The sequence below is a fragment of the Stenotrophomonas sp. SBJS02 genome (assembly GCF_020428325.2).
Lineage (GTDB): Bacteria > Pseudomonadota > Gammaproteobacteria > Xanthomonadales > Xanthomonadaceae > Stenotrophomonas > Stenotrophomonas africana.
The window spans coordinates 2,768,411-2,782,697 of sequence record NZ_CP109812.1 but is presented as its reverse complement, the minus strand read 5'-3'; the positions used below and the strand labels follow the sequence as shown (position 1 = coordinate 2,782,697).

4 protein-coding genes are annotated in these 14,287 nt (G+C 67.9%); 1 reads left to right on the top strand and 3 read right to left on the bottom strand.

Translation table 11 applies throughout. The annotated features are described in order from the left end of the window. Window positions 1–53 precede the first annotated feature (53 nt). Window positions 54–12,446: a filamentous hemagglutinin family protein gene (locus FQS62_RS12930; RefSeq protein ID WP_208043320.1), complete on the top strand. Its 12,393-nt coding sequence runs from the start codon at window positions 54–56 to the stop codon at window positions 12,444–12,446. A gap of 344 nt (window positions 12,447–12,790) precedes the next feature. Here the strand turns inward: FQS62_RS12930 and FQS62_RS12925 are convergent, their stop codons facing one another. The 3 genes from FQS62_RS12925 to gspH are packed head-to-tail and all read right to left on the bottom strand — an operon-like array spanning window position 12,791 to window position 14,207. Continuing rightward, complete coding sequence (locus tag FQS62_RS12925; protein ID WP_208043783.1) at window positions 12,791–13,405, bottom strand: prepilin-type N-terminal cleavage/methylation domain-containing protein; 615 nt, start codon at window positions 13,403–13,405, stop codon at window positions 12,791–12,793. Continuing rightward, window positions 13,402–13,764 (bottom strand): type II secretion system minor pseudopilin GspI, encoded by a 363-nt coding sequence (gene gspI / locus FQS62_RS12920; protein WP_208043784.1) that lies wholly within the window; start codon window positions 13,762–13,764, stop codon window positions 13,402–13,404. The genes FQS62_RS12925 and gspI overlap by 4 nt, the downstream gene beginning before the upstream one ends. After that, window positions 13,761–14,207 (bottom strand): type II secretion system minor pseudopilin GspH, encoded by a 447-nt coding sequence (gspH, locus tag FQS62_RS12915; protein ID WP_154349192.1) that lies wholly within the window; start codon window positions 14,205–14,207, stop codon window positions 13,761–13,763. Before gspH ends, gspI begins: the two co-directional genes overlap by 4 nt. Window positions 14,208–14,287 lie beyond the last annotated feature (80 nt).

The following is a 14,287-nucleotide window of genomic DNA, read 5'->3' as shown; positions in this document are numbered from 1 at the left end:
CATCCGTACACACGCCGCCGCCGACGCGGCCCATCAGGTTGACGAGGTCCCCGATGTCGCACCCGCATTCGCCCGCCGCCCGTTTCCCTGCTGCCCTGTGGCGCAGCCACCCGATGGCCTGGGCCGTCGCCGTGGCCCTGGGCAGCGTGGTGGCTCCGGCCACTCAGGCCCAACAGGCGTTCAGCCCCGGCTGGTTCGCCGAGCGCGGTGCGGCGCAGGGCGCGGCGGCACAGAGCGGGCGCATGCCCAATGGCGTGCCGATCCAGTTCCAGCTACCCGCGCAGCAGCAGGATGCGGCACGGCAGAAGCTGCAGCAGTCGATCGACAACCTTGGTACGGCCGCGCAGGCCATCGCCCTGCAGCAGCGCCTGCAGGAACAGGCACGGCAGGCGCGCCGCGAGGCGGGCTTCGTGATCGCCGATGGGCTGGGCAAGGATGGCCTGAAGGTCGACGAGAATCCGCTGACCCGCGGCTGGAACAACGCCCGCGAGGCGATCCAGTCGCAGGCCGCCGACGGGCGGGTGCTGGTCAACATCGAGCAGACCGCCGACCAGGCGATCCTGAACTGGGAAACCTTCAACATTGGTGGCAACACCACACTGAATTTCCTGCAGAACCCCGACTGGGCCGTGTTGAACCGGGTCAATGATCCCGCCGCAAGGCCCAGCCAGATCCTTGGCCAGCTGAAGGCCAATGGCACGGTGTTCGTGGCCAACCGCAACGGTGTGGTGTTCGGCAACAACAGCCAGGTCAATGTCCGCAACCTGGTGGCGGCGGCCGCGCGCATCAGCGACGCGCAGTTCCGTGAGCAGGGTCTGTACAGTGCCGAGGCGAACACCTCGGCGCTTACCGACGCCGTAGGCAAAGTCATGGTCGAACGCGGTGCACGCATCACCACGCACGAACCGACCACGGCAACGCGGGGCGGTGGCTATGTGCTGCTGGCTGGGCACAGCGTGGAGAACGCGGGCCAGATCGAGACGCGCAAAGGTCAGACCCAGCTTGCCGCCGGCGACAGTTTCGTGATCCGCCGTGGCGTGGGCACGGCGCAGAACACTGCATCGACCACCCGTGGCAACGAGATCGCACCGCGCTTCGTCGCTGACAGCACGGCCGGCAGCGTTCGCAACAGCGGTCTGATCCAGGCACGCGAGGGCGACATCACCCTGGCCGGCCGCACGGTCGAACAGGCCGGCGTTGCGGTTGCGACCACCACGCTGAATCAGCGCGGCACCGTACACCTGCTGAATTCGGCGTCCGATGCGGCGGGCAGTGTGACCCTGGCCTCCGGCTCGACCACTGCAGTACTGCTGGAAGACGATGGCAAGAGCACGGCGCTGGACAGCCAGCGCGATGCCCTCATCAGGGAATCGGCCGAGCAGGACAAGCTTCGCGGTGGCAGCAACAGTGGCACCTTCGACAATCTCTCGCGCCTGCAGGACCGCCGTGAGCAATCCCGCATCGAAGTCGTCTCCGGCGGCGATGTGAACTTCCAGGCCGGTTCGCTGGCGGTGGCCACCGGCGGCCAGGTGATCGCCGACGCCAGCCGGCGCAGCTATCTGGATGATGGCGCGCGCGTGGACGTCTCCGGTGCGGTGGGTGTGCAGGTGGCGATGGAAAGCAACAACGTCAAGGTGAAGGTGCAGGGCAATGAGTTGCGCGATTCGCCGGACAACCGTGACAGCGGCAAGCTGATCAGCAGCGAGGTGTGGATCGACCGCCGCCAGTTGACCGAAGTTGCCGCCGGTACCGGCGGTTATGAAGGCACGCGCTGGTATGCCGGCGGCGGCCTGCTGGAAGTAGGTGGCTACCTGGACAATCAGGGGCATTCGATCAGCGAATGGGCGGCGCAGGGCGGCACCGTCCAGCTGGCAGGCAAGGAAGTCGTCAGCCACGCTGGTTCGCGCATCAATCTGGCCGGTGGCAGCCTGGATGTGCAGTCCGGCGTGGTGCAGCAGAGCTGGCTGCGGGGCCGCGACGGGCAGTTGTACCGGCTTGATGATGCACCGGCCGAGATGCTGTACGACGGTCTGTACCAGGGCTATGAAGTGAAGCAGGAACGGTGGGGGATGACCGAATCGTTCCGCAATCCGCTGGTGGCACCCACCCAGCGTTTCGACAATGGCTATACCGTGGGACGCGATGCTGGCCGCCTGTTGATCTCGGCGCCCACGGCCGTTCTGCAGGGCCAGGTGGATACGGTGGCCTTCCAGGGCGCACAGCAGACGCGCCGGCCCGATCAGGAGCAGGAGGGCTACGCGCAGGCACAGACGGCGGCGGCCCGCAACGCCCAGCTCTGGCTCGGACGTTTCGACAACAGTGGGCGCAGCGCGGTGTTTGACTCGAATGTCCGCATTGGAGCGCTCCAGGCCGACACCCGGCCGTGGACGCTGCAGGCGCCAGTCGGGGAAGCACAGCGCGATACCGTGTGGTTGGACAGTGAGGTGCTGAGCGCCCAGCGATGGGGGCAGGTGGACCTCGCGTCGGCCGGTCGTATCGACCTCGACGGCACGCTCAGGTTGCAGGAGGGCGGCCGGCTTGGACTCACCGCAAGCCGCGTCAACTTTGGTGGAACGGTGCAGATTGCCGGCGGGCAGGTGGAAGCCGGAAATCTGCTTGCGGCGCTTGGCGGGCCCACGGCATTGCTGACGTCCGGACGTGGTGCGGTGGATGTTGCGGCCGGCGCACGGATCGATCTTGGCGGCGGTTGGGGCAACGCGCTTGCTGCGCCGGATGGCGGTCCCGCACAGGCGTGGATCGACGGCGGACAGGTGCGCTTCAACAGCAGCCACGACATCCATGTGGGCGAGCGGGCCGAGATTCTGGTCGATGCCGGCGGCGCGATCGATGCCAGTGGCAAGGGGCGCGTAGGCAAGGGTGGCAGTGTCAGCCTGCTCGCGGCCAGCACCGAGGTTGGCACTGACGGCAGCGGACGGATCCGTATCGGCGAGGACGCACGCTTCAGCGCGCTCGGCAATGGCAGCGGCAACTTCACGTTGGCAACCGGCGGTGTGGTGTCCATCGGCGCGCCTGGCACGGATGCATCGGCGGCGTCGTTGCGATTGCAGCCAGCACTGTTCAGGAGTGGCTTCGCCGGCTATGACATCGCCGGTCACAACGGCTTGACGGTTGAAGAAGGTACCCAGCTGCAGGTCGAACGACCGGCGCTGCGCCTGGCCGAGGGCGCACAGCAGGCACTGGCCCGCGAGCAGGGCGTTCAGGCCTGGACGCCGTCGCTGTATGAGGCGGATCCGGCCAGCGGGCGTGTATCGCAGCGCGGCGGCGCGAGCTTGGCACTGCGCGCAGGGCATCTGCTGTCCACGGCCGATCTGCGCGTTGGCAAGGGTGCAAGGATCGAGGTCGATGCCGGCCAGTCGATCGAACTGTTCAGCGCCGACAACCTGGACGTGGCTGGCGGTCTGAAGGCGGCAGGCGGCCGCATCCGCCTGGATGAGGCATTCGATCCGTCGGGCGTACGCGGCGATGCACGCCGCGAGCGCCAGTGGACAATCGCTGAAGGCGCACTGCTTGACGTGAGTGGCGATAGCGTTTCCCTGCCCGACGCGCGCCGAACATTGCGCGGACAGGTGCGCAAGGGTGGAACGATCGAGATCGGGGGGGCGCTGGACTGGGAAGACCAGGACAACGTACGCCACCTGCCGCCCGATACCTTCGTGGTGGTGGAGCGCGGTGCGCGGCTGGACGCGTCCGGTGCTTCGGCGCTGTTGGACATTGATGGCAGCGGGCGCACCCGGGTGGACAGCGATGGCGGCAGCATCGTGCTGCGCGCGGGCAATGCGCTGTACCTGCAGGGCGAACTGGACGCAGCAGCGGGCGGCGACGGCGCGCGCGGCGGCACCCTCGGTGTTGCCTTTGGGGGCGGCACCTACGGCAGAACGGCAGTGGGCAAGGACGTGCTGGGGCCACGGGTGATCTCGCTGACCCAGCACGCCGCGCAGACGGCGGACCTGCCTGCACGCCTTGAGTACGGCCATGCGGCACTGTCGGTGGAGCAGATCGAGGCCGGTGGTTTCGATCATCTGGCCCTGTTCGGTGACATCCGCGCCCAGGGAGATGTCAATCTGGGCATGGACCAAAGCCTGCGCATCCATGGCATGAATGAGCGCGCCCTGGGGTTTGCGGAAGGCAACAGCGAGGGCAGCCGCCTGTTGCTGAGCGCGCCCTACGTGCGCCTTGCGCAGGGACGCTGGTGGCAGCCGGCGGGGGAGGGCACGCTGCGGCCGGTCGAGGCGCGGTTCGACGAAGGGAAGCAACATCGTTTCGATGTGAAGGCGAACCTGATCGACCTGCGCGACGTTAGCTGGCTGGCGGGCTTCGACCATGTCAACCTGGACAGCCGTGGCGACATCCGCCTGCTGGCACCGGGAGCCAGCAGCGCCCAGGAAACTTCGTTGTCGTCCCCGGGTTCGATCGATATCAGTGCAGCCCGTCTGTACCCGGCGGCCCGGGCGCGTGGGCGCATCGTCGCTGGCGTTGCGGACATCGGTCCGTCGGGACAGCCTGCCTGGCAGAACCCGGAGGCTGTATTGCGCATCCACGGCGTTGGCAGTGCCACGCAACCGGCACCGGATTCGGCATTCGGCCGCCTGGAACTGGTCGCGGCGACGGTGGTGCAGGGCGGCAACGTGCAGGCGCCGTGGGGCCGCGTCCAACTGGGTGGCGGTGAAAGAAACACCAATCGCGCCAGCCGCGTCGACCTGCTGGGTGGCAGCGTGACCTCGATCAGTGGCGCCGGCCTGGCGCTTCCGTTTGGCGGTACCGTGGACGGTGTGACATGGCGCCGGAACGGCGCCGAGTTCGATGTGCTGGTTCCTGGATCGATCGATGCCCCGATCGGTGTGGATATCGTCGCCAACGCCTTCAACGGTGCCGCAGGCAGCATCGTGGATGTCTCCGGCGGAGGTGAGTTGACCGGCGCTGCGTTCGTCGCCGGGCGCGGTGGCTCGGTCGATGTCCTGCGGCATTCGTTGGCGGATGCCAATCCACGCTATGGCTTCAGTCGCGCGGGCAATGCGGTCTACGCAATCGTGCCGGGCCGAGCGGACGTGCAGGCACCGCTGGCGACCGGTGACGGCAGCGTCGATCCCCGTGTCGGCCAGGAGATCGTCATTCCGGACGGCGTGCCTGGACTCCCGGCGGGAACCTACACGTTGCTGCCGGCGAACTACGCATTGCAGAAGGGCGCATTCCGCGTCGAGATCGGCGCCGAGAGCGCGCTGGGCAACGTCTCGCCGGTGGCGACCGGCACCGGCTCCTGGCGCGTCAGCGGGCACCGCGCGCAGGGCCTGGGCGGGGCGGTGTCGCCGTTGCTCACCGACCTGGTGCTGACACCAGCGGAGGCGGTTCGCCGCCACGCCGGCTACAACGAAACCTCCTACAACGCGTTCGTGCACGGCGTGGCCGAGCGGCGTGGCGAAGCGCTGCGCTGGCGGACGGTGGATGCCGGGAGCCTCAACCTGGTGTTCGGTGAAGGCGCAGGACGGTCGGGTACCCCGGCGGCAACCTTCCTCGGCCTGTCCCGCTTTGGCGCCGGCAGCAGTGACGGGCTCGGCGGCACGCTCTCGGTCAATCTGCGTGTCTCCAATGGTGCAGCGCTGGAGATCGCCAGCGAGGGCGCCGATGCCGCCAGCGGGCGCGGCGCTACCGTCTCCGATACCACGCTCAATGCATTCCGTCCGGTAACGATGCTGATCGGCGGCACGCTGCGGCGCGATGCAACCACCTATGCGCTGGAGGGCGGCGCACAGCACATCGTGGTGCGCAACGGCGTCAACCTGACGGCGCAGGAAGTGCTGCTGTCGGCCGCGTTCGGAGGCAGGGGTATCCTAGTCGAGCAGGGCGTTTCGATCGACACCCTGTCCCAGTCGGGCCCGTCGAGCGTGGCGCAGCCCACGGCGCCCTACCTGGTCGCGGGCGGCCTGCTTGCCGTGTCCAACCAGCGCTTGACGGCGCTCAGTGCACAGGGCGGAAGTGCCGGCGGGCCGGTAGCGATCGACATCGGCGGTTGCGAGGCGGACTGCAGTGGGCAGACCCGCTTGCTGTCGGCGGGCAGCATCAACGTGGTCACCGACGGCGCCTTGAACATGGGTGACTCGCTGAGCTATGGCACGCGCCAGCTCGGCCTGGGCATGTCCGCACTCAACCTGGGCAGCACCGAGGCCATTGCGATGGCGTCGGCGGCCGGCGGCCTGCCCACGGGCATGACCATGAACCAGGAGGTGCTGCAGCGGTTGCTGCGCGGAAACACCGCCATCGGCGCTCCCGCACTGGAGGCGCTCAGCCTGACCGCGCGTGATGCCATCAACGTGTTCGGCAGTGTCGACCTGGATACGCGCGATGGCGCGACCGGTCGCAGCAGCCTGCGCAATCTGGTGCTGGGTGCGCCGGCCATCCACGGCTATGCTGCCGCCACCGACCGCGCGCGCATCTTCGCCGACACGCTGGTCTGGGATGGGACATTGGCCGGCACCGACCTGCCCGGCGGCGAGCTGGCACAACCGCCCGGCGAGGCGATGGTGGGCCGGCTCGGCCAAGGGCAGCTGGAGATCAATACACGGGTGCTGGAACTGGGGCGTGCGCCGTTCACCCGCCCCAACTCGTCTGTGGCGGCCGGTCGCCAGGTGCTCGGCTTTGCCGGCGTTACCCTGGCAGCGTCGGACCGCATGCTGTTCTCGGGCAAGGGCAGCCTCGATGTGTTCCAGCAGCAGGGCGACTACCTGCCAGGCAGCGGCTGGCAGTTCAGTGGCGGCGCGCTGGACATCGTCACTCCCCTGCTGACCGGTGATGCCGGTGCGCAGCTGGCAATCCGCAATGGCGGTACGGTGCAGCTGCGCGGCGCCGCGGCGACCGCGGGCAGCGATGCGTTGGGTGCCGAGTTGTCCATCACGGCCGAACGCGTTGTGATCGACAGCAGGGTGGCGTTGGCGTCCGGCAGGTTCGAGGCCAACGCACGCCAGGGCGTGGTGCTTGGCAGCAATGCAGTGCTGGACATGGCAGGGCGCAAGGTCAGTCTGTTCGACGTGGACAAGTACAGCTGGGGCGGTGACGTGGCGCTGTCGAGCCGCGAAGGTGACATCGTTGCCGACGCGGCGTCGCGGATCGATCTTTCCGCCCGCAACAACCGCGGCGGCCGCTTGACCGTTGCTGCGCTGGGCCCGCAGGGCAGCCGTGTCGATCTGGCAGGTACGTTGCTTGGCGGTGCCAGCGGCCGCTACGACGCCGGTGGCACCGAAGTGCCCTATGACGGTGGCGAAGTGGTGGTGCGCGCACGCCAGTTGCAGGACTTCTCCGGGCTCAATACACGGCTTACCGCCGGTGGTATTACCGGTGGCCGGACCTTTCAGTTGAGCGAAGGCGACCTGGTGATCGGCGATGAGGTGAAGGCCCGCAACGTTGATATCAGCGTCGATGGCGGCAGCCTGCAGGTCAATGGCCGCGTTGATGCCAGCGGCGAACCGGTCGGCAGCATCCGCCTGTCCGCCCGCGACGTGCTGCGTATCGATGGCACATTGGACGCGCATGGCAGCGCCTTGCGCGTGGACAGCTACGGCAAGATCATCGACAGCCCGAACCGGGCCATGATCGAACTGACCTCGGCCAACGGCAGCCTGCAGCTGGGTGCGGCTGCCTCGATGGACCTGCGCGCCGGCACGTCGGTGGCCACCGGTAGCGGGCCGGGCCAGAACGACGGCCGCGCACGCGGCAGCGTCAAGCTCAACGTGCCCCGCGTGGGCAGCAACGATGCAGCGATCGAGGTGGCCAGCGGCATCCGCATCGCCGGTGCCGGCGACGTGCAGGTCAACGCCTTCCGCAGCTATGATTCGGCGCCTTTGGCCAGCGCTCCGGACGTGCATGGCCATCGTCCGCAGGTGATCAACCAGCAATGGTTGGATACGGTGGTGGATCCGGACAACAGCCAATGGATGAACGCCGCGCTGGCCAATACCGGATTGCAGCAGCGCATCTCCGCACTGGGCAGCTATCGCCTGCGCCCCGGTGTGCAGATCATGGCGCGAACCAGCAGTGACAACCCGCGCGGTGATCTGGTCGTGGCCGGTGATATCGATCTGTCCGGCTACCGCTACGGACCGCAGTCGAACCGGGCCGATCCTGCGCGCCGTGGCTTCGGTGAGTCGGCCGCGCTGGTACTGCGTGCCGAGGGCGACGTCAATGTCTACGGCAGCATCAACGATGGGTTCGCGCCACCGCCTGCCAATCCCGATGAAGACGGCTGGGTGTTGCTGGAAGGACGCAGTACGGGTTCACCGAACACCGCGTTTGGCGGTGACCTGATCGTGCCGGGCGAGGGTGTCCAGCTCCAGGGCGGCACCGAGTTCCGCGCCGGTGCCACGCTGAATTATGCGCTGCCCTTCGAGGCGGTAACCCTGCCGGCCGGAACCGTGCTACCGGCGGAGATGGTGTTGTCCGGGCCGCTGCTGCTGCCGGCCGGTACCGTGCTGGGCGCGGTAGTGACCACAGACAGCGGACAGGTGATGGTGGCCGGCACCGTGCTGGCACAGGCGCTGGCGTTGCAGTCCGGTGCCCGACTGGGTGCCGGTTTCCGCCTGCGCACGCCGGCGCCGTTGGCCGCACAGGTGTGGCCGGCCGGCGTCGCCCTGCCCATGGCGATGAAGCTTTCAGGCGCGCTGAACCTGCATGCCGGTGCGATCATCCCGTCGATGACCAAGGTGGAGCTGCCAGGCGATGCACCGGTGAAGCTGCGGGCGGCCGATGCCAGCGGACGCCAGGGCCGCAACTGGGCGCTGGCGGCCATGCTGCCCGAAGGCACCACCTCGTGGGACCTGACCGCGGTGGCCGGTGCTGATACGACCGCCGCCGATCCGCGTACCCGGCGCTGGGGGAGTGACGGCAGCATCGTGCTGGCCGACAGCCACTACAGCACCATCGGTACGGTGACCACGACGACGGAATGGAAGGGCGACCGCGTGATCACCGTGGATGGCTCGCTGGATCTATGGGGCGATGAGTCGTGGGTCGGAAAACCCGTAGCGGATCTCGCTCGGGAGCTTGGCATGACCGAGAGCGATGTCTGTGATTCCGGACCCTACTGCGGTCCGGCCCCGCGCCTGGTCGACAAGGAAGGCTCGCTGGCATGGTGGGGCGATGAATCGTGGGTCGGCCGCCCGGCTACGGAGCTCGGGGCCGAGATGGGCATGTCGGAGGAAGAAATCTGCGCGGCGATGGGCTACTGCTATGGCGGCGGCACGTTGACTGAAGTCACGACCTATGGCAAGCGCCTGGGTGCACCGGCCTGGAGCGTCCTGCGCACCGGCAAGGGTGACCTGGCGCTGCTGGCCGCGCAGGATGTGCGCATGAAGTCCGGTTTCGGTGTGTACACCGCAGGTGCGCCGACGGCGCTGGGTGATGGCCGTGACACGCAGTTCACCCCGGGGCGGGCCCCAGTGCCCAGGAACACCGCGCTGCTGGGCCCGGTCCAGGCGTCCGGCCGCTACGATGCCGCCATCGCCACTTACCAGGCGTGGTACCCCGACCAGGGTGGCAATCTGCACGTGCAAGCGGGCCGCGATATCACCGGTGATACCTGGAGCGCGCGCGCAGAGGCGGGCACGCCGCAGCGCGACCAGGCCGGGCATTCCAGCGCCGCGGTGGGCAACTGGTTGTGGCGCCAGGGATCGGGCACGACTGCTGGTGTAGTGCAGAGCGCAACCAGCTGGTGGATCAATTTCGGTACCTACAGCACGGTGGGCCCTGAGCTGGATGCGACGCCTCGCCTGGTCGGCTTTACCGGTTTCGGCACGCTGGGCGGCGGTAATCTGTCCCTGGAAGCAGGCCGCCACTCGGGCGTGATCGCGCCGATGGGCAATGCTCTGGGATTGTTGACGGCGCCCCATTCCAGCGCGATCGTCGCGGCGGTCGGGTCGACCGGACGGGTCAGCAACGGTGAATTGCATCTGACGGGGGGCGGAGACCTGACGCTGCGAAGCGGCGGAGCGGTCAACCCCGGCCTGCGCGCAAGCGCGCAGCAGCCCGAAGGTTTCCAGCAGGATCTGGATCTCAACGGCACCGTGACCAATCTACGCGGCAGCACGCTGCTGCAGGCGGCGCGCATCGGCGGTCTCAGCGCGATACAAAGCAGCTACGGCACGTTGGGCCTGCACAATCCGTTCGTGGCCGACGCACCCGTTGCGATGGCCGGGCCGGTGCTGGTGCTGGGCGATTCCACCGCCCAGGTGCAGGCGCGCGGCGATGTGGTACTGGGTAGTGCCGCCGATCCCGGCCGGGTTCCCGTGGCCAATTTCAACGATATCCTGCTGGAAGGGGGCGGCCACGCGTCGGGCACAAGCTGGTTCTCGCTGTGGACGCCGCGCACCGCACTCGACCTGTTCTCCGCAGGCGGAAATCTCTCGCCGGGCCTGGTTGGCACGCAGCACACGACCGGCAGCAACCAGGGTAGGGAGGTGATCAGGATCAACCCCAGCAATGGCGATGCCTATCTCAACTACTGGTTGTATCCCTCCCGGTTCACGGCCATCGCGGCCTCCGGGAACATCAATCTCGCCAGTCTGCGCAGTGGCAGCGTGCCCGATGCGCAGGACGTCATCGTGCTGGCGCCCTCGGCGTCGGGTCGGCTGGAGGTATTGGCGGGAGGATCGATCCTGGCTACCGACCGGGCCACTCAGATTGTGCGCTCAAGCAGTGATGCCCGTGTCCCCGGCCCATTCAATCCCGGCTTCATCGCGCAAGGCCCCGGAAACGCGGGAACCGTGCGCAGCAATGTACCCGCGGACGGGAACGGCGCCAGTCCTGGCACTACGCTGCCGTACTTTGCCTTCGGTCCCAATACCGCGCTCGGCGTGCTGTTGCCAACCACACCGACCGTGGCCAGCCGGTTCTATGCAGTGGCCGGCGATGTCATCGGGCTGGGAAGCGGCGACAGGCGGCAACTGTCGCGCAATGCCGAGAACGGCGCGCGTACCGTATTCGACTGGTACGAAGCGGGCTCGGCGGTACAGCTGCGCGCCGGTCGCGATGTGATCGGCGCGGATGTCACCGCGCTCAACACCAGCGGTACCGATATCAGCGGGATCGAAGCGGGCCGGGACATCATCCGCAGCAACCTGACGGTTGCCGGCCCCGGCAACGTCGAAGTGAGTGCGGGCCGGCAGCTGCGCCAGGAAGAGGCCGGAAGCATCGTGAGCCTGGGCGGCGTCGTGCAAGGCGATGCCCGTCCCGGCGCCAGCATCGCAGTGACTGCCGGCAACCAGGGCATTGATTTCGGCTCACTTCGCACGTACTACCTGGATCCGGCCAACCTCGCCGATCCCTCGCAGTCGTTGGCTGCGCAGCCGGGCAAGGCGGTGAAGATCTACGACAAGGAGTTGAGGGAGTGGCTGCAGCAGCGCTTCGGTCTGGCGGTTGATGGCGCCGAGGCGCTGGCAGCATTCGACCGGCTGCCGAAGGAACAGCAGCGCATCTTCCTGCGCCAGGTCTACTACGCCGAACTGCGTGAAGGTGGCCGCGAGTACACCGATGCCGAAGGCCCGCGTTTCGGTTCTTACCTGCGCGGCCGCGAGGCGATCGCCACGCTGATGCCGGACAAGGATGCGACGGGGGCGACGATCCAGCGCACCGGCGACATCGTGATGTACGGCGGCTCCGGCGTGCGTACCGAAGCCGGCGGCAACATCGAGCTGATGGCGCCGGGCGGGCAGATCGTGGTGGGTGTGCAGGGTGTGGTGCCGCCGGCCAGTGCCGGGCTGGTGACGCAGGGGCAGGGTGACATCCGTCTGTTCAGCCAGGACAGCGTTCTGCTGGGGCTGTCTCGGGTGATGACAACGTTCGGCGGAGACATCCTGGCCTGGTCGGAGCAGGGTGACATCAACGCCGGTCGTGGTTCGCAGACCACGTTGTTGTACACGCCACCGCGCCGCGTCTATGACGGCTGGGGCAACGTGATCCTGTCGCCGCAGGCCCCGGCCAGCGGTGCAGGCATCGCAACGTTGAACCCCATTGCCGAAGTACGACCGGGCGACGTCGACCTGATCGCGCCGCTGGGCACCATCGACGCGGGCGAAGCGGGTATCCGCGTCTCGGGCAACATCAACCTGGCCGCGCTGCAGGTGCTCAACGCCGCCAACATCCAGGTACAGGGTGAAAGCAAGGGCCTGCCCGTGCTGGCCACGGTGAACGTCAACGCGCTGGCCTCGGCCAGTGCAGCAGCCAACAGCGCCAGCCAAGCGGCACAGGATGTGATGCGCAAGAGCCAGGATGATGCGCGGCGCAACCAGCCATCGGTGATCAGTGTGCAGATCCTCGGTTTCGGCAGCGGCACCAGCAGCATCAACCCGCCGGTGCGTGGCAATACTGCCAACGCTGGCTATGACGCCAACAGTGCCTTCCAGTTCCCGCAGGCAAGTCGCGACGAGGGCACGCAGCGCCGGTAGCCCTCTTGCAAGCGTGCCGACCAACGGTCGGCACCAAGGTAGATCCACGCCTTGCGTGGATGCGATCCGGCCGGAAGAACGGACAGCATCGGGCCAGCCGCCACGGAGCGGTGGCGGCCCCAGCCAGGACGGCACGGAGGGTAGGGAGCGGCCATCAGCGGTGAGGACCACCGACACGGCGCCGCCGGGTGCAGGAGTGCGCCCGGCGGCAGGCGGGGGGATCCATGCAATGCGCGGATTCCGGAGCCAACAACAATGCCGACCCACGGTCGGCACCCACCAAGGCACGGTCGGCACCCACCGTAGATCCACGCCATGCGCGGATGCGGTGCCACGAACGAATCCTACAACTCCAACACCCGCCGGTAACTCAACGGCTCACGCCCATCGTGCAGGCCCAGCCGCAGCTCCAGTCCGGTGGCTGGCAGCACCTCGCCCTTGCTCGGCAACACGGCCCATCCCTCGCCGGGCTGCCACGCCCGCACATCGAACCGCTGCACATCGCGCGCCACCGCGATGCCCTTCGACTGTTCCGGCGCCGGCAATGGATACCGGTCCGTGGCCGCGCCGCTGGCCCGCCACAGTGTGCTGCCCTGACGCCACCAGCGCACGCGCTGCCAGTGCAGCCCATCACTGCCCACGCTGCGGGTGATCTCCAGCGCGAAGCTCCCATCCGGATGCCGCTCGCTCACCAGCGAAGGAGGCAGCAGCCGCTGCGGTTGGTCGGCCGGGCGCACCGCGCCATTCATCAGCGCATCGTCCGCACGCATCTCGATGTCGCGCTGGAACTGCTGTAGCACGCGCAGCGCCGTCGTGGTCTCTGCATCGGCCTGGCGCAGTCGCTGGTCGCTGCTGGCCACGCTGTCGAGCGCCCGCCAGCAGATCAGTGCCAGTACACCCATGATGGTGATCGCAATCATCACCTCGATCAGGGTGAAACCGCGCACGGAACGGTTCATTGCGCCGCCGTCCACGGCAACTGCATTCGCGCCAGCGACTGCCGCGGAGCATCCTCGGCAACCACACTCAGTTCCAGCTGCGGCTGGCCGTCGCTGCCCGTGCCCAGATGCTGAAGCACCAGGAAGCTGCCGCGCCCCTGCACGCAGCGCTGCCGGGCATCCCGCGGTTCCTGTCCGCTCAGGCGCAGTTCCTGCCAGCGGTCCTGCGCGCACATCAGTGCCAGGCGGCGATCCCGCAGCCGTGACTGATCGTCGGTCGCCACTGCCACCGAGCGCATCACCGCTGCCAGCGCAATCGATACGATCGCCAACGCAATCAGCACTTCGATGAGGGTGAATCCGCGCGCCACCTGTTTCATTGCGCGACCTGCAACTGTCCGCTGCCATCATCACGAAGACGCAGTCTGCGGCCATCCAGCGACAGTCCAAGCTCCCAGGCGATACCGATCCACTCCGGGCTCAGCTCAATGGGGTTGGCGGGCTGCACCGCGATGCCCGTCGCCTGCCACCTCTGCGGGCGCAGCAGATCATCGCGTTCAACGGTCACCCAGCGGCTGCCTTCGCGGCGGCTGAAACGATAGCCGTTGGCGTCGGCCTGCCAACGCAGCGGGCGGCCATCGATGCGCGCCTCATCGCGCGCCACCTGCAGGCGCTGCGCCAACCGCTCGGCTTCCTGTCGCAGCTGCCGGCCCGGGTCGAGCAGGCTGCCCAGGCCCAGCCCGATCCCGGCCGTGCAGATGCCGATGATCACCAGCACAACCATCAGTTCCAGCAGGGTGAAGCCACGCGGCACGCGCTGCATCGACGTTGCCTCCTGTCCGGGTCGATACCTGCCAGCGTAGGCCGGCATGATGAAACAAAAGCGTCAGCCGCAGCTGCTAG